Below are 21,644 nucleotides of genomic sequence, written 5' to 3' on the forward strand. Positions count from 1 at the left end.
GGCCGCCGTCGTGGCGGAGTGGGGGATGGATATGGCAACATCGTCATGCGAGATTCGGCAAAAGGGCGCAGGTGGATATCGACCACCTTTTTTCGGACCTGTCGAAGATAACTTTATCGAGGAATCATTGGCTTTGCCGCGGTCCGCAATATTCGAGCGGGTCGTGCGTCTTGCTGCGGAGACTGGTGCTAGGTTTGTTCGCGAAAGGATCGGCAAGGATCCGGTCGAGTGGCTGACTACGCCAAAAGCGCTCTTCGATGGGAGCGCCCCGCTAGATGCGTGTCGAACACAGCACGGGTTTACGACAGCCATGCTGTTTCATGAGTTGGCGCTTGGCCTGGATTGTTCGCCTTCCGCAATGGCGGGAGTGCCCCGGCCCCAAGTGCCGATTCCGGGAGGCAGGTACAGACCGCCGGTTCGGCCACGTCCTGGCGCGCGTCGCAAAGACGAAGGACCGGCGCTCTACACGTTCGTGATTTCCACGGAACTGTGCCCAGGCCACGTACAGATATTCGGTGCGATGATTGCACGCAGCGCTATTGAGGTGCGCGAACGCCTTCGCCTGCGCTGCGGGCCGACGCTCGTGGACGAAGCGATTGTGCGCATCGGCTTCGACTGGAGTGAGCCAATGGCATGCGCAATGGTGTCAGATGCCATGGCGCACGTGCTCGCGTTGGCGTCGAAAGATCCCACCTCTTCCATTGCAGCAGGTCTCGACTTCCAGGTTGAGCAGCGCTTCGTCAAATGATGTCGAGCCCGCAAAGTGCGGTCGCTGCGCCATCGACCGGTACCATCTAGCGTTGGAAGAGGACTGATTGGTGAGGAATAGGAGTGCTTCTATTCCTCACTTTTTATCCTGATTCTTGAGCAATAGGTGTCCGGAAAGAGCTTCCAGTTGGTCCGAAAGCCGGCATGATGCGACCCAGATGGCCGGCCACGTTCATCGGCATCTATTGACACCGTTAGGCGACTACGAGGAAGCGGTCGAATGGCTGAGGCGCTGCGGTGACCCGTGCGGATCCGAGTGTTTCGTATGTTGATCCGAGCCCGACGAGGTGTCGCAGCTGGTCGCCGCGGTAGTGAGGCTGGGCGAGCACAAGCCGCCCGTCGCAGTCGGAAAATTGTCGTCGCTCATATGGTGGCCCCTTTTCAAGGCAAAGCTCTCCCTTTCGCGCGACGTCGCCGCACGATGGATGAATTCCACACTGATGTTTTGCTCAGTTCCCACGGCGCCTGCGGACGGCGTCAACTCTTCAGATCAGAAGATGCCGAACTCCCGGCCGCGTCGCGCAATGCGGGGATGTGACCCCGCTGGGGCGGAGCACGGGGCGCGCAATCGGCTATAGACAGTCGGAACATCGTGGCCTCGTCATTGGAAACTTGGCGCAATGATGATGTCCAACAATAGACGCTGTCAAACAGATTCTTATTGACCAATTCGGTCTCAAGCTCTTAGAGCCATAATACCTTTCAGGCTCTAGAATCTTTTTTGAGGCGCTTAAAAATGGCCGATGTGGACCTGTTTTTGCTGATTGCCCGCCATTTGGCTGCGGGCGGAAATCCGGCTGACGAGTTGCTCGCGTTCAAGGCGCTTCCCGAGGAGAAAGCTCAGATCGTCGAGAATCGGCTGCGGGTGCTCGACAGATGTGTTGGCGACGGAGCAAGCCTGTCCACGGCGATCGACACGGCGGCTGTCTCGTTGGGCAGCTCGCAGCGGCAGGTATACCGCCTGCTTGCCAGGTTGCGTGAGTTCGGGCCGGTGAAGGGGCTGACGCCGGGAACCTATCGAACCGAGCGACCCAAGGTCGCGCGGGATGGACTGGATCCCGCTGCCGAGGAGGTTCTGGCTTCCCGGTTGAGGGAGAACCCTCGTGCCAGCCAGGCAAGCCTGGAGGCGGCGGTCGTGGCGCGATGTACCGAACTTGGCCTGCCTGCACCGACACAATATTCTGTTCGCCAGCGGGTCTTGCAGTTGCGCGCAAGCGGGCAAGCGCCTTCATCAGCGACATTCGGCTCGAGGCTTGCGCTCGACCAAACCGCGATCAACATCAACATAACTGTTGGTGAGGGCAAATCGCTTCCCTCTATCGTTACGCTTCTGATGGATGAGGGGTTAGGGCTGATCATCGGCGCTAGCCTGACCAGCAGTCCGAGGATGCAGGATTTTGGCCTGCTGATCGCTCGTGCAAATGCTGCCTCAACGGTGATACCGGAGTTGCGAAAATTCGAGATCACCATTGCCGGCGGTCTCGGTCATTTGACGTGGGTGGCGTCCCCATTCCTCGAGCACCTCGTGCCTTTGGCCGAAGCGAAGGCGCGCTCTGCAAAGAACAAGGCCCGCCTGAAGATCGTGAGTGAAGGGTCGAAGCGGCACGGGTCCGAGATCATGCGAATCATTGGTGATCGCTTAGGTCCCTACATTTTGTCGCCGAGACAATCATTCAGGTCAGAACCTCGGCCAGTAGAGGATCCGGGTGTCGATTATGAGGAAGCCAGCAAACGGCTCGATCTGGCCGTTGAGTCGTGGAACAGAAAGCGGCTTCAAACCCTCGGCATCTCTCCGGCGGCGTTAAGTGCTGTGCGCGACCGGCGCATGTGGCGCGTGCTCAAGGAATTCGAGGGGCTTCTCGAACCGGTTCATCAGGCGATCGAGGCTGAACAGTTCGCAGCACGTGACCAGCTGGACCCGAACGCCGAGCCGCCCGACTTCTAACTCGGATGATAGGAATCGATCAGCTTGGCGCAGACGGCCCTCGCAACCTCCAGATTGCCCGCTGTTGGCAAGGTCGCGGAGCGAAGGCTGCGACTCAGAATCGCGATTGGACCGATGCGAAGTCCGAAGACGTGAAGGAGAGCCTCCCCTGGCCCTGTGATATCCGCGGCTCCGCTCAGATGATACGAGTCCGGGAGTACCGAAACGCCTGCTGGAGCCAGTAGGGCTTTCAGCGCGCTAACCTCGTCGCGCAGGGCGAAGCTGACAGTAATCGACCTCCCTTCGATCTCTGGCGCCGCCTTGCTCAGGAAGGCTCCGATTTCTGCCGCGCTCGGTGGCCCGCAGAATATTTCGTGGGTGATCACCGTTCGTGAGCTCGGATGCACCAGCGCAACGATCACGGCGGGGGCGTTGCGGCCGTTTGTATCGCCAACCGAGAAGTCGAATTTGCACGTGTCGAGTATTAGCCGGTCGAGATCGGGACGAGGTTCTACGCGTGAACCCCGGGGCGTCCGAAACCGGCGCCTGACTGTTTCGAACGGGGGTGGAGCGATACAACGCTCTGCGCATAGATGCAGCACGGTAACGTGGATATCAGCGATCCGGCAAGGCCGAGGGGTGGTCAGCATCGCTTCTGCAATGACCGCTTCCACCTGCGGATCGACAAAGCGCAGTGATTTCCGCGGAGCCTTCTTGATCTGCCTTCGAGAGTTCGGCCGACCTCGGCCGGCGGGATGCTTCCGCCGGTCGGCAATCAGGCGGTAAAATGTTCGCTCGTTGACGCCGAGCTTCGATGCGCAAGTCTGCACCTCTGCATGCCCAGCATTAGGTATCGCAAAATATTCTTCAACGGCATCATATCGGGCGATGGTCTGCTCCCAGGTGCGGGGACGCAGGCGGGATAGCTTGTCGACGAGTTGGGGTTCCAATTTTCATCTCACTTAACGTTGCGAGATGTTTCGTCGTCACCTTAGTCCCTCAGCCGGCGGCATGTGGGAACTCGGCCATTCAAATTTACGTGTCGCGCTGCGCTCCCTTTGCCCTTTCATCCATTATGATAGCATCAGGCTAGGTCGCGCTCTGGACGCTTTGCGTCGAGAAGGAGGGGCCAGCGGATCCCTGACCGGGGCGACTCGCGAGAGCAACTCTCCCGCCGATGACATTCCTTGGCCAATAATGACAATGCTAGCTTGTGCCAGTGTTTGCGGCTTTTCGGTGGTGGGTCCGATGGGATTCGAACCCATGACCTCTCGATTAAAAGTCGCTTGCTCTACCGACTGAGCTACGGACCCACACCGGCCCTGCCCCTAGATGCGGGCATCCTGCGGGTCAACCGGCTGCGAAGCTGGCGGATGCTGAGGCCCGATACCGGATCGCGCCACCCGGGCGCCACCTGCACCAGCGGCGCGAGGACGAAATCGCGTGTCCGGAACAGCCGGTGGGGCACGGTGAGCATCGAATCGCTCCAGCTTCCGCCGGACCACAGGACGATGTCGAGGTCGATCACCCGCGCCGCCCAGTTCTGCCCACGCCGCCGGCCAAAGGCGCGTTCGATGCTTTTCAATCGGCGGAGCAGGACAGGGGGCGCCTCGTCGCTCTCGATCAGCGCGACGGCATTGGCGAAGCGGCGCTTCGACGGGCCGAGCGGCGGCGTATGGAGGATCGGCGAAACCGCGATCACCCCGCCCAGTGCCGCGATCGCCGCCCCTACTTCGCGCGCCGGGGAGCCGTGGCGGCCCCGGCGGTTCGATCCGATCGCGATGGCATAGCTTGTCCTCGGCACGTCCCGGCGCCTATCGCGCACGGATGTCCGCGCCAAGCCATGATTGCCCGCTCTGCCCCCGCCTGGTGGCGCTCCGTAACGAGCTGCGCGCCGCGCATCCCGACTGGTGGAACGCCCCGGTGCCCGCGCTGGGCGACCTTGACGCGCCGATCGCGATCGTCGGGCTGGCGCCGGGCAAGCATGGCGGCAACCGTACCGGCCGGGCCTTTACCGGCGATGCCTCGGGCGACCTGCTGTTCGCGACGCTCGAGAAGTTCGGGCTGGCCGAGGGCGGCGAACCCAGGGGCGTGGTGATCCTCAACGCGGTGCGCTGCCTGCCGCCCGAGAACAAGCCCGAGCCCGCCGAGATCCATGCCTGCCGGCCGTTCCTGGCGGCGGAACTCAAGGCGCCGGTGGTGCTGGCGCTCGGCCAGATCGCGCACCAGTCGGCGGTGAAGGCGATGGGCGGCAAGCTCCCCAAGCACCGCTTCGCGCACGGCGCCGAGCACCGCATGCATCGCGGGCAGTGGCTGGTCGATAGCTATCACTGCTCGCGCTACAACCAGAATACCGGCCGGCTGACGCCCGAGATGCTCGAGGCGGTGGTGGCGCGGGCTATTGCCCTGGCGAGGCCGGAAGCGAACTGACGTCGAGCGCCCAGGGGATCGCCGAATCGCACCAGATCTGGCTTTGCGGCGGCAATTCCGCGCGCTGGTCGACCGAGCCGAGGCGGATCGCATAGACCCGCGGATCGGCGGGGGTGAAGGCATAGAGGCCCGAGCCGCATTCGCCGCAAAAGGCCTGGCCGCGCCGGGTGCCGCTGGCGGCGGTCTTCACATAGACCCTGGGTTCGCCGGTGACGCGGAAGTCCGCCGCGTCGACGCGCACCGAGGCGCGCCAGGCCGAGCCGCTCAGGATCTGGCAATCGGTGCAATGGCAGAGCGCGACCCGGGCCGGGTCCGCCTCGGCTTCGTAGCGGATCGCACCGCAATGGCAGCTTCCGGTGACATGCATGCGCCGGGACATAGAGAAGCACTGCGCCGCATGCTATGCCCGGCCCGATAAAGAGGGAGTGTCCTGATGCGTTACGCCGTGTTCGCCCTTGCCCTGCTGCCCGCCGCGGCCGTCGCCGGCGAGAATGACCTGGCCAAGCTGCCTTCGCATTTCGCGCTGCCGGCCGAGGCCGCCAAGCCGGTGAAGCCAGCGGGGTGCGAGAACGCACGGGTCGACTACACGGTGCAGCGCGACACCACCGCGCCCGTCCGCAACCTCGGCCAGGAGCCGCTGGCCGGCCAGTATCTCGGCGTGGTGCGCCTGGAGGATGGCTGCGACAAGCCGGTGAAGATCAGCGACCGCCTGGGCGACCGGCAGCGCTGATCCGGCAGTGCCGGCCTAGGGATCGCGGCTATAGCGCTGCTCGGCCCATGGGTCGCCGCGCAGGTGATAGCCGTTGACCTCCCAGAAGCCGGGCTTGTCCGCACCGATCAGCTCGATCTTGCGGATCCACTTGGCGCTCTTCCAGAAATAGAGGTGCGGGATCACCAGCCGTGCGGGGCCGCCATGGTCGCGCGCCAGCGGCTTGCCGGCCCAGCCATGCGCGATCAGGGCATTGGGCACGGCGAAATCGGCGAGCAGGACGTTGGTGGTATAGCCGTCATAGCCGTGGAGCATCACCGCCTGCGCCTCGTCGCGCGGCTCGACATGCGCGAGCAGGTCGCGGGTCAGCACACCCTGCCAGTCATTGTCGTAGCGCGACCAGCTGGTGACGCAGTGGATGTCGCTGGCCAGCCGCGTCTGGGGCAGCGCCATCAGTCCGGCCCAGTCGAGCGTGACCGGCCGCGAGACCATCCCGGTCACCTCGAGCTTCCAGCGTTCGGTGGGTATGTCGGGCTGGCGGCCGAGATCGAGCACCGGCCATTTGACCGTGAGATGCTGGCCTGGCGGCAGCCGCTCCTCCTCGGGGCGGGCGATATGGCCGGTCAGGAACTTGCCCTGGCTCGCCCATTGCTGCTTCGAAAGCGTGAGCTTGCTATCCTCGGGGAGTTCGGGGTCGTCCATCGGCGCGGCTCCTTGGTCAACGCCGGCAAGAATGCTCCCAATCCTGGGCACGTAGCAAGCTACCCGAAGGTGCAATTCGGATAGAGTTTCGATTGTTGTGGCCGGAGCTTGGTGTCAGCTTGGAGCAATGATCCTGGCTCTGCTCTTTTTCGGCATGCAGCAATCGCCTCCCATTCATGAATTGTTGTCGCCTGAGTTGGCGGTGGAACGCATGTCGCAATGCGGGTTGGGGCGTCCAAAGATCCGTTATGATCAGGAGTTGGAGATCGAAGTCCTTGTGCTTCGGAGACCGGTCCGGGCACGCGATGACCAGTTGGCATGCCTGGACAGAGCGTCGGGCTATCTTGAAGTCCGATTGTCGCTGGCCTTGCAATGGCGCTTCAATGCAATTCGCGGTGCCCGCCTTATCGCCCATTTCCGTGAGAAAGGACGGGCATGGCTTGCGGCGCATGGCCTGATCGACAGGCTCCCCGAACATCGCGCCGGGGAGAATGCGGCCTTTGTGCACGGGATCGAACAACTATGCGGAGCGGAAGCCGCCGGCGCTTTTCAGGCGATGGACGGCGGCTATGGGTTCAGCCCGGAATGGCTGAAGCGACAGGAGGCGCATCAGTTCGCGGATGAAGCGGGAACCTGCCTCACCTATGCCTTGATGGCGTCCGGCTTTCCCCTTGGATTCGTGGGTAATGAGGCCAAGCCCTAGTCCACTCAGATATCCTGCACCAGCCGGCCGTACAGCTCCGGGCGGCGGTCGCGGAAGAAGCCGAAGGCGGCGCGGTGGCGCTTGGCCAGCGTCAGGTCGAGCGTGGCGGTGATCACGCCCTCTTCCTCGCGGTCCAGTTCCGCGCGGATGTCGCCGCGCTCGTCGGTGATGAAGCTGGTGCCGTAGAAGGTCTGGCCGTGCTCGGTGCCGATCCGGTTGGCGGCGACGATCGGAGCGACGTTCGAAACGGCATGGCCGACCATCGCCCGGCGCCACAGGCGCGCGGTGTCGAGGCTGTCGTCATGCGGCTCGCTGCCGATCGCGGTGGGGTAGAACAGGATGTCGGCGCCCATCAGCATCATCGCGCGGGCGGTCTCGGGATACCATTGGTCCCAGCACACGCCGACGCCGAGGGTGGTCTTGTCCGGCCCGTTCCAAACCTTGAACCCGGTGTTGCCGGGCCGGAAGTAGAACTTCTCCTCGTAGCCGGGGCCGTCGGGGATGTGGCTCTTGCGATAGACGCCGGCGATCTTGCCGTCCGGATCGATCATCGCGAGGCTGTTGTAGTAATGATGGCCGTCCATCTCGAAGAAGCTGGTCGGGATGTGGATCTTCAGCTCGCGCGCCAGCTCCTGCATCGCACGCACCGACTTGTGCTCGGCGGTCGGCGCGGCATTGGCGAACAGGCCCTCGTCCTCGACCCGGCAGAAATACTCGCCTTCGAACAGCTCGGGCGGCAGCACCACCTGGGCGCCGCGCGACGCGGCCTCGCGGACGAGCCGCGACACGTTCGCGATGTTCGCGTCGATGTTGTCGGAAAAGGCGAGCTGCAGGGCGGCGACGGTGATCTCGGTCATGGCGCGGCACATAATGTGGGTGGGGCGATTCTGCTACCCGTCCGCCCTCTTCAACCGTCATCCTCGCGAAGGCGGGGATCCAGGGTGGCAAAGGACAGCCCTGCCTGGCTCTGGATCCCCGCCTTCGCGGGGATGACGAAGAGGGGAGGGATCGGTTAAGCACGCACCCGATGCTCACCCGTCCCCTGCTCGTCGCGCTGATCGCCGGCTTCCTTTCCGCCACCGGATTCGCCCCGCTCGACTGGTGGCCGGTCACGCTCGCCTGCATCGCGGTGCTGCTGCACCTGACCTGGCATGCGCCGAGCACGAAGAGCGCGCTGCTGCGCGGCTGGGTGTTCGGCGTCGGGCATTTCACCCTGGGCAACAACTGGATCCAGCACGCCTTCGATTTCCAGGACAAGATGCCGCCGGTGCTCGGCTATTTCGCCGTGGTGCTGCTCGCACTCTACCTGGCGGTCTATCCGGCGGTGGCGATGGGCCTCGCCTGGCGCTTCACCCGGCTGGTCAAGGCGCGGTGGAACGAGCCGGACCTCGGCTTCGTCCTGGCCGCCGTGGGTGCCTGGATCGTCACCGAATATCTGCGCGCCACCCTGTTCACCGGCTATCCGTGGAACCCGATGGGGGTGATCTGGGTGCCGACGCCGGTCGCACAGTTCGCGGCCTTCACCGGCACCTATGCATTGTCCGGCCTGACCATCCTTGTCGCGGGCGCGCTCTATCTCGCCACCCAGCACCAGTATCGGGTGCCGCTCGTCACCGCCGCTGTGCTGCTCGTCACCGGCTTCGTGCTCAATCCCGGGCGGGTGGTCGAGGACATGACCCGTCCGCACGTCCGTGTCGTCCAGCCGAATATCGGCCAGGAGGGGGTCGACCAGCCCGATTACGCGCCGCGCGTGCTCGCCAAGCTCGTCGAGTGGAGTGGCCAGCCTGGCGCTGCGCCGCGGCTGGTCGTGTGGCCCGAGGGCATGGTCAATTACTATGTCGAGGACGGCTATCCGCAGCGTTTCTACGGCGATGCAGATCCGCGCTGGGTGCGCGGACGGATCGGCGGGCTGCTGGGACCCAAGGACCGTGCGATGGTGGGCGGCAACGCGCTGTTCTTCGAAGGCGACAAGCTGACCGGCGCGGGCAATTCGGTGTGGACCGTCGATCCTGCCGGCATGCTCGGCCAGCGCTATGACAAGGCGCATCTGGTGCCGTACGGCGAGTATCTGCCGATGCGCACCCTGCTCGCGCCGCTCGGGCTGGCGCGGCTGGTGATGGGCGATATCGACTTCATCCCGGGGCCGGGCCCGCGCACGCTCGATGTCGGCGGGTTCGGCAAGGCGGGCGTGGCGGTCTGCTACGAGATCATCTTCTCGGGCCAGATCGTCGACCGGCGCCATCGCCCCGACTTCCTGTTCAATCCTTCGAACGATGCCTGGTTCGGCAGCTGGGGGCCGGTGCAGCACCTTGCCCAGGCCCGGTTGCGCGCGATCGAGGAAGGCCTGCCGATCCTGCGTGCGACGCCTACCGGTGTCTCGGCGATCATCGATGCCCATGGCCGGCTGGTCGGCACCGTGCCTGCCGGGCAGGAGGGCGCGATCGAGGCGCCGCTTCCCAAGGCCGCGCCGCCGACGCTGTTTTCCCGCCTCGGCAACTGGCTCGCGCTGATCGCTGCATTCGCTTCTATAGTCTTGGCAATTGCTTTCAGGCGCCTAGCTCGCTAGGGCGACATATAAGGAAAGCTTTATATGGCATGGCAACGGCCGCGCTTTCCTCCCATTGTCTGAGGAAAACCATGCGTTCCAATTATCTCTTCACGTCCGAATCGGTCTCGGAAGGCCATCCCGACAAGGTCGCCGACCAGATTTCCGACGCCATCGTCGATCTGTTCCTCTCGAAGGACCCCGAAGCCCGCATCGCCTGCGAAACGCTGACCACCACCCAGCTGGTCGTCCTCGCCGGTGAAATCCGCGGCAAGGGCATCATGGACACCGAGGGCAACTGGGCCCCGGGCGTGCAGGAAGAGGTCGAGAAGACCGTCCGCGACACCGTGAAGCGCATCGGTTACGAGCAGGACGGCTTCCACTGGGAGACGCTCCGCTTCGAGAACAACCTGCACCCGCAGTCGGCGCACATCGCCCAGGGCGTGGACGCTTCGGGCAACAAGGACGAAGGCGCCGGCGACCAGGGCATCATGTTCGGCTTCGCCACCGACGAGACTCCGGATCTGATGCCGGCGACGCTCGACTACAGCCACAAGATCCTCGCGCGCATGGCGGCCGACCGCCATTCGGGCGCCGCGCCGTTCCTCGAGCCGGACGCCAAGAGCCAGGTCACGCTGCGCTTCGACAATGGCGTGCCGGTCGCGGCGACCGCGATCGTCGTCTCGACCCAGCACGGCAAGGGCTATGACGAGGGCGACAAGGAAGCCGAGCTCAAGGCCTATGTGAAGAAGGTCGTCGCGGACGTGATCCCGGCCGCGCTGCTTTCGGATGCCACCGAGTATCACATCAACCCGACCGGCTCGTTCGAGATCGGTGGTCCGGACGGCGACGCGGGCGTCACCGGCCGCAAGATCATCGTCGACACCTATGGCGGTGCTGCTCCGCACGGCGGCGGCGCCTTCTCGGGCAAGGACCCGACCAAGGTCGACCGTTCGGCGGCGTACATCACCCGCTACCTCGCCAAGAACATCGTCGCCGCCGGCCTCGCCAAGCGCGTGACGATCCAGCTGGCGTACGCGATCGGCGTGTCGAAGCCGCTGTCGCTCTATGTCGACACCCACGGCACCGGCACCGTCGGCGACGACAAGATCGAAGCCGCGATCGCGGGCATCGAGAAGCTGGGCGGCCTCACCCCGCGCGGCATCCGCACGCACCTGCAGCTCAACAAGCCGATCTATTCGAAGACCGCCGCTTACGGTCACTTCGGCCGCAAGCCGGAAGGCGACTTCTTCCCCTGGGAGAAGACCGACCTGGTCGAGGATCTGAAGGCCGCCCTGGCCTGATCCTTCGCTTCGAAGGCAAGCAATCGAGAGCCCCGCGCCGGACCTTCCGGCGCGGGGCTTTCTCGTTTCCGGGCGCTGGAATCGCGCGAATCCTCCGTAGTGATACGGGCCATCCTATAAAGCACTGAGCAACCGCAATTCTTCATCAGGAAGGACGGGAAAGGAGCGAGTCGGTGGAGTCGGAGAATTCGATGATGGGTCCGGAAGCAGCGGCATCGGCTGGCGCGAGCGCGGGACTTGCGATCGCCTTCCAGCCCATCGCGGAGATCGCCGGCAGCCGCATCCACGCCTATGAGGCGCAGGTGCAGCGCAACGGCGCGCCCGCCGCGCAGGATTTCGACCAGCTCTCGGCCGAGCAGCGCTGCGACGTCGATCGCCGCTGCGCCGTCGCGGCGATCCGCTGGGCGGCGACCGCCGGCTTCGCCAATTCGGGCGGCCGCCTCGCCATTCCGCTGAGCGCGCCGGCGATCGTCGATCCCGCCGAGCATATCCAGCCGGCGCTGATCACCGCGCGCCAGTACAACATCGTGCCCGAGCGGCTGGTGTTCATGCTGCACCATTACCAGGCGATCACCAGCTCGCAGCTCGCCGACGTCATGCACGTGTTCAACAAGCTGGGTCCGGCAGTCGCCTTTCACGGCATCGGCCCGAACGAATCGGGCCTGGCCGCCTGCGGGAAGTTCGCGCCGCACCTGGTGATGATCGAGCCCGAGCTGGTCAGTGCCGTGGCCTCCAGCTGGTCGCGCCGTATCGCGATCGAGGATCTGGTGCGCCGCATGCAGAGCCTCGGCCTGCGCATCGCCGCCGCCGGGGTGGACAGCGAGGCCGCCTATGAGCGGCTACGCAGCTTCGGCGTGCCGCTGGTCCAGGGCAGCTATGTCGGCGCGCCCGCCACGGGCATGCTGCCCCAGCCGGCGGCACGCAACGCCGCCTGATTCCGGTACAATCCATGGCTTGCGGTTTGACCGCCAGCCCCTAGCCTTCGGGCAGGGGGATCTCGCCATGCGCTTCACGACCTTGTTCGCCTTTGCCCTGTGCGCCGCCGCGATCCCGCCGGTGGCCGCGCAGGATCAGGCACGGATCGACATGCCGGCCACGGCCAGCTGGAAGCATGCCGAAACCGGCCTGGTCCTCCGCCCGAGCATCGCGGGCTATCCGCGCGGCACGATCGCCGATTCGAGCGGAAGCGAGCTCGACGTGATGGTGCAATATGCCGAGGGCGAGGCGACCCGCGTGACGCTCTACATCTTCCGGCCCTCGCTGATGAGCGTTCCGATCTGGTTCGACCGGTCGGAGACGCAGATCCTGCTGCGGAACGATGCATTCGGGAGGCCCGCGCCCGCGGGCCCCATCCGCGCCTTCACGCCGCCGCATGCCGACGCTGTCTCCGGCCTGCAGCGGGTCTATGTGCCGGGAAGCGGTGCCTACAAGAGCATGGGCCTGGTGATGATCCCGCTCGGCGAATGGCTGGTGGCGGTGCGCGCCAGCTCGACCGAACTCGATCCCGCCGCGCTCGAGGTCAGGCTGGGCGAGGTCGTAGCCGGGATCGCATGGCCCGAAAAGGTCGCAGCGTCGCCGGCCGCCGTGCCCGTCGCCGCCTGCGCCGGCGTGCTGGCCTATGACCGGAAGGCCAAGCCCAGAAAGCCCGATATGGCGCAGGCGCTGATGGGCGCGGTGCTTCTCGGCGTCCCCGAGGAGGAGGAGGTCGAGAAGGAGGCGCCGGCCAAGGCGTCCCCGCCGCCCGTCTGGTGCCGCGAGGGAACGTCAGGCGGCGATTATGGTGTCTATCGTGCCAATGATGCCACCAATGCCTATGTGCTCGCGGCCGGCGATGCCGGGGTGACGATCAATGTCACGCCCGCCTTTCCGCTGGAGGGCAAGAAGGTGGGCTACATGCTCAGCCTCGGCGCGCTCGATCGGACCCTCATCTATCCGAACTTCGACAAGCTGCCGTCACCCCAGGCTGCCTTCGACGCGATCCGCCGGCTCAAGCCGGTGTCGAGCACGACGCGGGGCAGCGGGGATCTGACAATCACCATGTGATTCGCGTGGGCGCGCCACGATTCGCGTGCCGGTCCATCGGTAGATACCGCCATTCCGGTTGTAATCTTCGGGCGATTGTTTCGCAGCCGACTCTCGGGATCTCGCCGCGACTCGCGGATTCCCGTGGGGCAAGCCGAATCCGCCGCCAGCCCGCTTGGTAGAATCCCCATGGGGGGAATCCCCCTTCGGCGACGCACGGAATGGAGTTGATATCGTTAACCATTTTTAAGGGGCAGCAGAAAGGGAGCATCATGCAAACCGAACCTGCCCAGCACGGACCCCAGTCTGGCCTCGCCATTGCCTTTCAGCCGATGATCGCCACGGCGACCGGCCTGCCCTTTGCCTGGGCGGCGATCGCCTCGGCCCAGGGACGCAGCTTCGCCCAGATCGCCGCGGCGCTCGCGCCGGAAGCGCGGGCCGAGCTCGAGATGGACCGGATCAGCGCGGCCATCACCGGTGCCCTCGATGCCGGGCTGCTCGAAGGGGAGGCGCTGCTCGCCATTCCCGTCGGCGCCGCCGGCGGCGCGCCCGATGCCTTGCTCGCCCATCTCTTCCGCACCGCGGTCGAGCACCGCGTCGCGCTCGGCCGCATCGTCGTCGAGATCAATGCCGATGAGCGCGGCGACCTCGCCCCCGTCGCCGCGCTGGCCCAGGCCTGTGTCGATCGTGGCATCGCCATCGCGTTCGACAGCTTCGCCGTCGGCCCGCTCGCCGTCCGCCTCCTCGGCCGTTTCACCCCGCGCTTCGTCAAGCTCGACGCTGGGCTGGTCCGCAACATCTCGGACAGCCGCTCCCGCCGAGTCATCGTCGAGGGCGTGCTGCGCCTCGCCCGCAACATGGACGTGACGCTGATCGCCAACGGCATCGTCCGCCGCGAGGACCTGGTCCTGCTGTGCACCATGGGCATCCGCCACATGCAGGGCGATTGGATCGCCCCGGCCCAGGCCCATCCGCTGCCCCGCCCGCACATCGCCCGCCGCGAACCGCGCAGCACCGTGCCGCAGCATCGCCGCCTCGCCGCCCACCAGCGCAGCGCCAGCAATCGTCCGTCGGCCTCTTCGTCGATCGCCCAGGCGCTCTAAAGCTTGTTCTCTGCGCGGGGCGCGCTAACAGGCGGCCCGTGTCCGATCCCGTTTCCATCCGCCGTCTCTATGGCCGCCGCGCTGGCCACAAGCTCCGCCAGGGCCAGTCCGAACTCGTCGAGGCGCTGCTGCCGCAGGTGAGCGTGCCCGAGTCCGGCCCGCTCGATTCCCAGATCCTCTTCGGTGACAGCCGGCCGCTCGAATTCGAGATCGGCTTCGGCGCGGGCGAGCATCTCGCCGGCCAGGCGACCGCGCGGCCCGATCATGGCTTTATCGGCTGCGAGCCCTTCCTCAACGGTGTGGTCGGCGCGCTAGGCCATATCCGCGACGGCGACCTGACCAATGTCCGCCTGCACATGGGCGATGCGCTCGAAATACTCGAGCGGTTGCCCGATGCCAGCCTCGACCGGCTCTACCTCCTGCATCCCGATCCCTGGCGGAAGGCGCGCCACGCCAAGCGCCGGATGGTCAATCACGGCCCGATGGACATCATCGCGGCCAAGCTGAAGCCGGGCTGCGAGTTCCGCCTCGGCACCGATCACCCGGTCTATGTCCGCTGGGCGATGATGATCATGAACCAGCGCCGCGATTTCGAATGGCAGGCGAAGACCGCCGAGGACTTCCTCACCCGTCCCGACGACTGGCCTGAGACGCGCTACGAGCGCAAGGCACGGCGCTTGGGGCACGAGGTCTGGTACTTCCGCTACGTGCGGGTTTGAGGCCGAATAGCCTGAACCCCATGGCCAGCACTTCGCGTGGCGTCACGCCGGCCATTGCGCGCTACAGGTATCAGCCCTGCATGAAGGCAGCGAAGGCCTCCTTGTAGCGGGGATGCCAGCGCGACAGGGCCGGACGGTTCTCGATGACGTCGCCCATTGCCCACGCCATTCGCTTCTCGTCCATCGATCGCGCAACGTCGTTGTCCGGACAGAGGACGTAGAAGTCGCCCTGTGCCAGCCGCTCGAACAGGAAGTCCGCCACCTGCCCTGCGCTCCACGCGGCGTCCGGCTTCTCGCCACCGCCGCCGGTCATGCCGGTGAAGGTGAAGCCCGGGATCAGCAGATGGGCGGTCAGGCGATCCCCGGTCGTCTCGAGCAGCGTGTGCGCCAGCCCCTCGGTGAGCGCCTTCACCCCCGATTTGCTGACATTATAGGCGGTGTTGCCGGGCGGCTGGGTGATGCCTTGCTTCGAGCCCGTATTGACGATCATGGCGGGCCGGCCACTCTCGATCATCGCGGGCACAAAGGCCTGCACGCCGTGCAGGACGCCCATCAGGTTGACGCCGATCACCTGGTCCCAGATCGCCGGCCCGGACAGCGCATCGGCGCCGCCCGAGATCGCGGCGTTGTTCATCAGGAACGAGACGGCACCGAAGCGCGCATGGATTTCCGCCGCCAGCGCATCGACGGCCGCACGATCGCTGACATCGACGACGAAGCCCGTCGCCGCGTCGCCCAGCGCGCTCGCGCGTTCCGTCACGGAGGCCGCGCGATCGACGAGGTAGACCCGCATGCCGCGGGCCACCAGCCGCTCGGCGACTGCCAGGCCGATGCCGCCCGCGGCACCCGTCACCACCGCGAGATTGCCTGCTCCGAGTGCTTCCATCTGTCTCTCCTGCCATGCCGAGATCGGTCGGACCTTCCGATTCCGCGCGCTATTGCACAATCGGCCGGGCGCCGGAAACGGCGGCGATGAGCCCTGCGCGCAGGGCATCTTCGCCACGCAGAAGGGGCCGCCTATTGGGAAAGCTCGACCCATACCGGCGCGTGATCGCTGGTCTTCTCCCAGCCGCGTACTTCCCGGTCGACCTCGGCGCGCTTCAGCCGCTTCGCTGCCGGCGCGTTGAGCAGCAGATGGTCGATCCGCAGCCCGGCATTGCGGGCATAGGCGTTCCGGAAATAATCCCAGAAGGTGTAGATCGTCTCGCCGGGATGGAGGTGGCGCAGCGCGTCGGTCCAGCCCTGTTCCAGCAGCCGTGCATAGGCCGCCCGCGCCTCGGGCGCGAACAGCGCGTCGTCCAGCCAGCGCTCGGGCTTGTAGACGTCGAGATCGGTCGGCATCACGTTATAGTCGCCCGCCAGCACCACCGGCTCGCCGAGCCAGACCAGATCGGCGGCGCGGCGTGCGAAACGCTCCATCCATTTGAGCTTGTAGTCGAATTTCGGACCCGGCCTGGGATTGCCGTTGGGCAGGTACAGCCCGCCTATCAGCACCCCGTTCACCGCCGCCTCGATATAGCGGCTCTGCACGTCCTCTGGATCGCCGGGCAGGCCGCGATGCGTCTCGATCGGATCGTCGCCGCGCGCCAGGATGGCGACGCCGTTCCAGCTCTTCTGCCCGTGCCAGACCGCGCCGTATCCGGCGTCGCGGATCGCGCCTTCGGGGAATTTCTCCTGGGGCGCCTTCAGTTCCTGCAGGCACACGACATCGGGTTGCGCTTCCGCCAGCCAGCGCAGCAGCACGGGGAGGCGCCCGTTGACGCCGTTTACGTTGTAGGTCGCGATCTTCACTTCGCCTGATCTCCCCGGAGAGCGAAGAGTTCCGGAGCCCCAATCGTCATCCCGGCGAAAGCCGGATCTCAGGCGAAGGCGCGGGGAAGGAGCCGCACGAGATCCCGGCTTTCGCCGGGATGACGGCGGTAGGTCGGAATGACGATTATCGGCCTGGCTACGCCGCTTCCAGCTTTGCCCGATCTCGGATCGTGATCCCGCGGGCGCCCATCAGGTTGATCGCGCCTTCGGCCTTCAGCTTGCTCAGCTGGCGGCTCACCGTCTCGATCGTCAGGCCCAGCACCTCGGCCATCTCGCCGCGGGTGAGCGGCAGGTCGAAGGTCACCGGCCCGAAGGCGGTGGCGCGGCAGCCATGGGAGCGATCGGCCAGGTCGAGCAGGAAGCCCGCCAGCTTCTCGCGCGCCGAAAGCCGGGCGAGGGTGAGCATCCGCCCGCGTGCCTCGTCGAGCGCGGCCAGGGTACGCTGGAGCAACAGCCGCTCCATGTGGACATGATCCTCGAGCACCCGCTCGAACGGTCCGCGCGGGAACACGCAGAGCTCGACATCGCCTAGCGCGGTGATGGTGAAATCGGCATGGTCGGCCCAGGGGCGGCCGACGAAATCGGCGGGGTAGAGCAGCCCCACCACCTGCTCGCGCCCGTCGGGCGTGGTGGCGCTGAGCTTGAGCACGCCCGAGATCAGGTTGCCGCAGACCAGGCTCTCTTCGCCCGCCCATTGCAGCGTCTCGCCGCGGGCGAGCCTGCGCTTCTGACCGAGCGTGTTGAGCGCATCCAGCTCGACATCGTCCAGGCTGGCGCAAAGCGCCCGGTCGCGCACCGCGCAGTCGGAGCAGAGCTGGGCAGTCATGTTCCCACTATGCCGACCATTTGACGATCGTCAAAGCGGCGGATTGTCCCAGGGCGCAGGCAAGGCGGGTCAACACCCGGGAGAGGGGCCCAGATGTACCTCTATCTAGTTATCGCTGCCTTCGCCTTCTTTGCCGCCGCCCTGGCTTTGCTCAGCATCGAGGACGCGGTCCGCTTTCGCCGGCGCTGATTCGCCCTCGGCGCGGCCGGTGCGCTTCCAGGCCGAGCGCAGCAGCTTGCCCGCCAGCGCATCGATTCCCGGCCGCACGAACAGCCAGTCGCGGATCGCCGGGCCCTTCTCGGCGCCGATCACCTGCTTGTAGCCGCTGTCGCCGGCACCCCAGTCGACCGTGGTGATGCCGTCCTCGATCGCGCGGACCAGATTGCGGTAATAGAGCAGCTTGCCCGGCGAATGCTTTGCGACGCGCGGGTCATAGCTGTTGGCGATCGCATATTTGAGCGTGCCGGCGTTCATGTCGAACGAGAAGGCGGTCGGCGTCCCGTCGATGCGGAGCAGTGCGGCCCACATCGACCTGGCGATCACCGGATCCTCGGCCGCGGCGCGCCAGAAACCGCCATGGCCGCGCGCCGTGAACTTCGCGTCCGAGCCGTCGGTCCGGTCGGCGATCCAGCTCTTCTCCTCGATCTCGGCGAGCGCATCGAACGCCGCATCGGTCCAGTCGGCGCCGTGGACGAAGCTCCAGTCGAGTTCGCCATGGGAGCCGAGGTGCTTCTCGTGGAAGCGGTTCTTCTTCAGCGTCGAGTTGCGCGGCCAGGGGCCTTCGCCCTGCGCCGCCGTGATATCGAGCAGGAAGCTGTCCGCGACGAAACGGTCGAGCACCGCCCAGCCCTTGGCCCTGGCGGCTTCCTTGAGCAGTTCGAGACCCGGATCGCCGTCATAGACCGGGCCGACGCGCAGCGCGCGCGCTTCGCGGGCAAGGCGCGGGAGCAGGGCTTCCACGGCCTCTACCCCAGCGTCCTCGCGCACCGGGAAGCTGCGGAACGGCCAGTAGCAGCCGGGCACCGAGACGAGTTTCGCCCAGGCCGGGCCGGACGCGACGATCGGCAGCGCGGCGACCGGCTCGCCTTCGCGCGCCACGGTGAGCGTGCGGGCGGCTCCGCCATAGGCCTTCAGCGCCGCGGCGAACCAGCCATAGCGCAGGAAGCGGTGCGACGGTGCGGCGGCGCCGGCGACCGAGTCGATCGCGCCGGCCAGCCCGTCGACGCAATCGACGGTGAGCGCCGGCGGCAGGCGCGTGAATTCCTCGAGCAGCATCGGCTTCGACATGGCCATGCTCTTAGCGCACCACCCGTTACCAAGCCGTGATGACGCTCAACCCTCGCGCACCCAGGCGCGTGCGGCCTCGATCTGGTCCGGCTTGAACAGCTTCACTTCGGCGGAGACCATCATGCTGCCGGCCTTGGTCATCATCTCGATCCAGGTGCTGTCGGTGACGATTGCCGCACGGCGGACCTTGGTCATGTGGGTGGCGCCCCAGCTGACGTCCTTCCACCAGGCGCCGAGCTCCATGCCCGAGAAATTGCGGATCACCGCGAGGGCCGAGAGCGTGCCCTTGTCGGCGATCACCGCCTCCATCGCGGCGACCCCGGCATCATATTCTGCACGGGTAACCCCGCCGTCGACGAGGAACTCGACCACTCCCGCCTGCGTATCGGTCTCGAACGTCATCATCCGCACTTCACTCCTCGTTTCGCACCCGGCATAAGGCTCAACTGATGGAAGGTCCCTATCTCTCCACGGTTTCGGAAACGATCCAGGCGGCGATCGCGCCGGTGTTCCTCCTTGCGGGCATCGGGGCGTTCCTCAACGTCATGGTCGGCCGGCTGGCGCGTATCGTCGATCGGGCGCGCAATATCGAGCAGCTTCATCCGCGCTCGACCGGGCCGGAGCATGATCGGCACGTCTGGGAGCTGCGCATCATCGACCGCCGGATCGCGGTGATCAACAACGCGATCTTCCTGTGCACCGCCAGCGGCCTCGCCATCTGCTTCGTCGTCGCGATGATGTTCGTCTCGCGGCTGGCCAACTGGCACATCGGCATCTGGGTGGCGATCAGCTTCATCATCTCGATGCTGCTGCTGATGGCCGGGTTGATCTATTTCCTGGTCGAGGTGCGCATGTCGCTCGAGGCGATCCATGTGCGCGAGGAACTGCTCGAGCTGGACAGGAAGAAGTAGGCATATGCGTCACCCCGGCGAAAGCCGGGGTCTCAGGCGATAGCGCGATACGGCACGAGATCCCGGCTTTCGCCGGGACGACGGTTACTTCCGCGGCCCCAGGTCCGCCGGGATCGTCGGCAGATATTGCGGCGCCACCCGCGCATGCGTCGCCTGCTCATAGGCATAGCCCGCTTTCAGCAGCAGCCCGTCCGACCAGGCGGTGCCGATGAAGGAGAGCCCTGCCGGCAACCCGTTCACCAGCCCCATCGGCACGGTGAGGTGCGGATAGCCCGACACCGCCGGCAGCTCGCTGGCCGAGGGCCCCTGGAACTGGTCGCCATGCGCCGGGTCGCTCAGCCAGGGCGTGCCATAGGTCGGGGTGACCAGTATCTGCGCATCGGCCGCCTTGAGCATCGCGTCGATCCCCTCGGGGCCGGCCTGCCGCGCCGACTGCTCGCGCGCCGCCTTGTATTCGGGATCGTCGAGGCCCTTGGTCTTCTCCGCCTTGAGGAAGGTCTCCTGGCCGAAGAACGCCATCTCGCTGTCCTTGTGGGCGTCGTTGAACGCGATCAGGTCGGCGAGCGTCTTCGGGCCGACGCTGGCCGGGGTGGTGGCGAGATAGGCCGCCATGTCGGCCTTGAGCTCGGTGTAGAGTACCAGCCCCTCGGCCTCGCCCAGGCCCTTCAGCTCGGGCATCTTCACTTCGACCAGCACGGCGCCCGCCGCGGTCAGCTCCTCCAGCGCCTTGTCGAAGCGGGCCGCCAGATCGGCGGCCATCTCGGGCTTCCAATAGCCCACCCGCATGCCCTTGAGCGCATCGGGGGTGAGGCCGGCAGCATAGTCCTTCCGGTGCTTGTCGGCGTCCTTCGTCGCCGGGTCCTCGGGATCGCTGCCGATCATCGCGCCGAACAGGATCGCGGCGTCCTTGACCGTCCGTGCCATCGGCCCGGGCGTGTCCTGGCTATGGCTGATCGGCACCACCCCGGTACGGCTGATCAGGCCGAGCGTGGGCTTGAGACCCACCAGCCCGTTCATCGCCGCCGGGCACACCACCGAACCGTCGGTCTCGGTGCCCACCGCCACCGCGGCGAGGCTCGCCGCCACTGCCGCGCCCGAGCCGCTCGACGATCCGCAGGCCGAGCGATCGAGCGCATAGGGGTTCTTCACCAGCCCGCCGACCGCGCTCCACCCGCTCATCGAATGGTTCGAGCGGATGTTCGCCCATTCGCTGAGGTTGGTCTTGCCGAGGATGATCGCGCCCTTGGCCCGCAGCTTCGCCACCAGCGGCGCGTCGCGTCCGGTGTCGTTGTTGGCGAGCGCCAGGCTGCCCGCGGTGGTGGGCATGTTCTGCGTCTCGATATTGTCCTTGATCAGTACCGGGATGCCGTCGAGCGGCCCCAGTATCCTGCCCGCCTTGCGCCGGTCGTCGCTGGCGCGGCCGTCATAGCGCAGGTCCTTGGCGGGGGCGGTGACGATCACCGCGCGCAGCGTCGGCCCGTCGCGGTCGAGCTTGCCGATCCGCTCGACATAGAGGTCGGCGAGCTTCCCTGCCTCGACCTTGCCGGCCGCGAGCATCGCCTGCAGCTCGTCGATCGAGCGCTCGGCGACCAGGTCGGCCGGCGCGTCGCTGCTGCTGACCACCACCGCGTCGGCGGGCAGCGGGATGGGGGTGATCACGGGTGCCTCGGAGGGCGGGGCGGGGACGGGCGCCGCCACATCCTGTGCCCAGCCAGGCGTCGCCCACGCCAGAGCCACCGCCAGAGCTGCCATTCCCGTCCGCATAGTCTTTCCTCGAATCCAGTGTCGGGACCAGCCTAGCGTTGCCCCTCTTCATCGTCATCCCCGCGAAGGCGGGGATCCAGAGTCAAAGAACGATACGGCAGAGAAACCCTGGATC

The 21,644-nt window shown here is 66.1% G+C and carries 23 protein-coding genes and 1 tRNA gene; 12 read left to right on the forward strand and 12 right to left on the reverse strand.

Annotated features, from left to right (window positions below; all coding sequences use genetic code 11):
* Nucleotides 1–310 precede the first annotated feature (310 nt).
* Both GGR46_RS25225 and GGR46_RS20155 read left to right on the forward strand, forming a co-directional pair.
* Nucleotides 311–748, forward strand: a complete 438-nt coding sequence (locus GGR46_RS25225) for a hypothetical protein (RefSeq protein ID WP_221262867.1) — start codon at nt 311–313, stop codon at nt 746–748.
* 756 nt (nt 749–1,504) lie between these two features.
* Nucleotides 1,505–2,713, forward strand: coding sequence for a hypothetical protein (locus GGR46_RS20155; RefSeq protein WP_183999781.1), 1,209 nt, complete (start codon nt 1,505–1,507; stop codon nt 2,711–2,713).
* On the opposite strand, the gene GGR46_RS20160 is transcribed toward GGR46_RS20155, so the two are convergent.
* From GGR46_RS20160 to folK, 3 genes are all read right to left on the reverse strand, one after another.
* Complete coding sequence (locus GGR46_RS20160) at nt 2,710–3,642, reverse strand: hypothetical protein (RefSeq protein WP_183999782.1); 933 nt, start codon at nt 3,640–3,642, stop codon at nt 2,710–2,712. The two genes, GGR46_RS20155 and GGR46_RS20160, sit on opposite strands and share 4 nt — an antisense overlap.
* Before the next feature lie 287 nt (nt 3,643–3,929).
* Nucleotides 3,930–4,005: transfer RNA gene (locus tag GGR46_RS20165), tRNA-Lys, on the reverse strand.
* Nucleotides 3,996–4,496 carry a 2-amino-4-hydroxy-6-hydroxymethyldihydropteridine diphosphokinase gene (gene folK / locus GGR46_RS20170; RefSeq protein WP_183999783.1) on the reverse strand — a complete coding sequence of 167 codons (501 nt, stop codon included), beginning with the start codon at nt 4,494–4,496 and terminating at the stop codon, nt 3,996–3,998. The genes GGR46_RS20165 and folK overlap by 10 nt, the downstream gene beginning before the upstream one ends.
* Nucleotides 4,497–4,519: 23 nt before the next feature.
* On the opposite strand from folK, the gene GGR46_RS20175 reads away from it, so the two are divergent.
* Entirely contained in the window at nt 4,520–5,122 is a 603-nt protein-coding gene (locus GGR46_RS20175; protein WP_183999784.1) for a uracil-DNA glycosylase, read from the forward strand.
* Here the strand turns inward: GGR46_RS20175 and GGR46_RS20180 are convergent.
* Nucleotides 5,091–5,489 (reverse strand): GFA family protein, encoded by a 399-nt coding sequence (locus GGR46_RS20180; RefSeq protein ID WP_183999785.1) that lies wholly within the window; start codon nt 5,487–5,489, stop codon nt 5,091–5,093. The genes GGR46_RS20175 and GGR46_RS20180 overlap by 32 nt on opposite strands.
* Before the next feature lie 66 nt (nt 5,490–5,555).
* Between GGR46_RS20180 and GGR46_RS20185 the strand changes: the two genes are divergently transcribed.
* Complete coding sequence (locus tag GGR46_RS20185; RefSeq protein WP_183999786.1) at nt 5,556–5,852, forward strand: hypothetical protein; 297 nt, start codon at nt 5,556–5,558, stop codon at nt 5,850–5,852.
* 15 nt (nt 5,853–5,867) lie between these two features.
* On the opposite strand, the gene GGR46_RS20190 is transcribed toward GGR46_RS20185, so the two are convergent.
* Nucleotides 5,868–6,533, reverse strand: coding sequence for a sulfite oxidase-like oxidoreductase (locus GGR46_RS20190; protein ID WP_183999787.1), 666 nt, complete (start codon nt 6,531–6,533; stop codon nt 5,868–5,870).
* 127 nt (nt 6,534–6,660) lie between these two features.
* Here GGR46_RS20190 and GGR46_RS20195 point away from each other — a divergent pair, with 127 nt between their 5' ends.
* Nucleotides 6,661–7,236 carry a hypothetical protein gene (locus GGR46_RS20195; RefSeq protein ID WP_183999788.1) on the forward strand — a complete coding sequence of 192 codons (576 nt, stop codon included), beginning with the start codon at nt 6,661–6,663 and terminating at the stop codon, nt 7,234–7,236.
* A gap of 5 nt (nt 7,237–7,241) precedes the next feature.
* On the opposite strand, the gene aguB is transcribed toward GGR46_RS20195, so the two are convergent.
* Nucleotides 7,242–8,093 (reverse strand): N-carbamoylputrescine amidase, encoded by an 852-nt coding sequence (gene aguB / locus GGR46_RS20200; RefSeq protein ID WP_183999789.1) that lies wholly within the window; start codon nt 8,091–8,093, stop codon nt 7,242–7,244.
* 170 nt (nt 8,094–8,263) lie between these two features.
* Between aguB and lnt the strand changes: the two genes are divergently transcribed.
* From lnt to trmB, 6 genes are all read left to right on the forward strand, one after another.
* A complete protein-coding gene (gene lnt, locus GGR46_RS20205; RefSeq protein WP_183999790.1) occupies nt 8,264–9,802 on the forward strand; it encodes an apolipoprotein N-acyltransferase in 1,539 nt (512 codons plus the stop codon).
* A 71-nt stretch (nt 9,803–9,873) separates the two neighbouring features.
* Complete coding sequence (gene metK, locus GGR46_RS20210; RefSeq protein WP_183999791.1) at nt 9,874–11,085, forward strand: methionine adenosyltransferase; 1,212 nt, start codon at nt 9,874–9,876, stop codon at nt 11,083–11,085.
* A 173-nt stretch (nt 11,086–11,258) separates the two neighbouring features.
* Nucleotides 11,259–12,020 (forward strand): EAL domain-containing protein, encoded by a 762-nt coding sequence (locus GGR46_RS20215; protein ID WP_183999792.1) that lies wholly within the window; start codon nt 11,259–11,261, stop codon nt 12,018–12,020.
* A 67-nt stretch (nt 12,021–12,087) separates the two neighbouring features.
* Nucleotides 12,088–13,128: a hypothetical protein gene (locus GGR46_RS20220; RefSeq protein WP_183999793.1), complete on the forward strand. Its 1,041-nt coding sequence runs from the start codon at nt 12,088–12,090 to the stop codon at nt 13,126–13,128.
* 251 nt (nt 13,129–13,379) lie between these two features.
* Nucleotides 13,380–14,210, forward strand: a complete 831-nt coding sequence (locus GGR46_RS20225) for an EAL domain-containing protein (RefSeq protein WP_183999794.1) — start codon at nt 13,380–13,382, stop codon at nt 14,208–14,210.
* Between the two features lie 38 nt (nt 14,211–14,248).
* Nucleotides 14,249–14,929 (forward strand): class I SAM-dependent methyltransferase, encoded by a 681-nt coding sequence (gene trmB, locus GGR46_RS20230; protein WP_183999795.1) that lies wholly within the window; start codon nt 14,249–14,251, stop codon nt 14,927–14,929.
* Nucleotides 14,930–14,999: 70 nt separating this feature from the next.
* Here trmB and GGR46_RS20235 read toward each other — a convergent pair whose 3' ends face one another.
* The 5 genes from GGR46_RS20235 to GGR46_RS20255 all read right to left on the reverse strand — a co-directional run bounded on the left by GGR46_RS20235 (nt 15,000) and on the right by GGR46_RS20255 (nt 19,256).
* Nucleotides 15,000–15,815 carry an SDR family NAD(P)-dependent oxidoreductase gene (locus GGR46_RS20235; RefSeq protein WP_183999796.1) on the reverse strand — a complete coding sequence of 272 codons (816 nt, stop codon included), beginning with the start codon at nt 15,813–15,815 and terminating at the stop codon, nt 15,000–15,002.
* A gap of 131 nt (nt 15,816–15,946) precedes the next feature.
* Nucleotides 15,947–16,720, reverse strand: a complete 774-nt coding sequence (gene xth, locus GGR46_RS20240) for an exodeoxyribonuclease III (protein ID WP_183999797.1) — start codon at nt 16,718–16,720, stop codon at nt 15,947–15,949.
* Between the two features lie 157 nt (nt 16,721–16,877).
* Nucleotides 16,878–17,567 (reverse strand): Crp/Fnr family transcriptional regulator, encoded by a 690-nt coding sequence (locus GGR46_RS20245; protein WP_183999798.1) that lies wholly within the window; start codon nt 17,565–17,567, stop codon nt 16,878–16,880.
* A gap of 105 nt (nt 17,568–17,672) precedes the next feature.
* Nucleotides 17,673–18,854 carry a GNAT family N-acetyltransferase gene (locus GGR46_RS20250; protein ID WP_183999799.1) on the reverse strand — a complete coding sequence of 394 codons (1,182 nt, stop codon included), beginning with the start codon at nt 18,852–18,854 and terminating at the stop codon, nt 17,673–17,675.
* A 45-nt stretch (nt 18,855–18,899) separates the two neighbouring features.
* Nucleotides 18,900–19,256, reverse strand: coding sequence for a SpoIIAA family protein (locus GGR46_RS20255; protein ID WP_221262869.1), 357 nt, complete (start codon nt 19,254–19,256; stop codon nt 18,900–18,902).
* Nucleotides 19,257–19,303: 47 nt separating this feature from the next.
* Here GGR46_RS20255 and GGR46_RS20260 point away from each other — a divergent pair, with 47 nt between their 5' ends.
* The gene (locus GGR46_RS20260; protein ID WP_183999801.1) at nt 19,304–19,765 is read left to right on the forward strand and encodes a DUF2721 domain-containing protein; all 462 of its coding nucleotides are present in this window, start codon (nt 19,304–19,306) and stop codon (nt 19,763–19,765) included.
* An 84-nt stretch (nt 19,766–19,849) separates the two neighbouring features.
* Here GGR46_RS20260 and GGR46_RS20265 read toward each other — a convergent pair whose 3' ends face one another.
* Nucleotides 19,850–21,529: an amidase gene (locus tag GGR46_RS20265; RefSeq protein ID WP_246426224.1), complete on the reverse strand. Its 1,680-nt coding sequence runs from the start codon at nt 21,527–21,529 to the stop codon at nt 19,850–19,852.
* Nucleotides 21,530–21,644 lie beyond the last annotated feature (115 nt).

Source organism: Sphingomonas kyeonggiensis (assembly GCF_014196745.1).
In the GTDB taxonomy this organism is placed as follows: domain Bacteria; phylum Pseudomonadota; class Alphaproteobacteria; order Sphingomonadales; family Sphingomonadaceae; genus Sphingomonas; species Sphingomonas kyeonggiensis.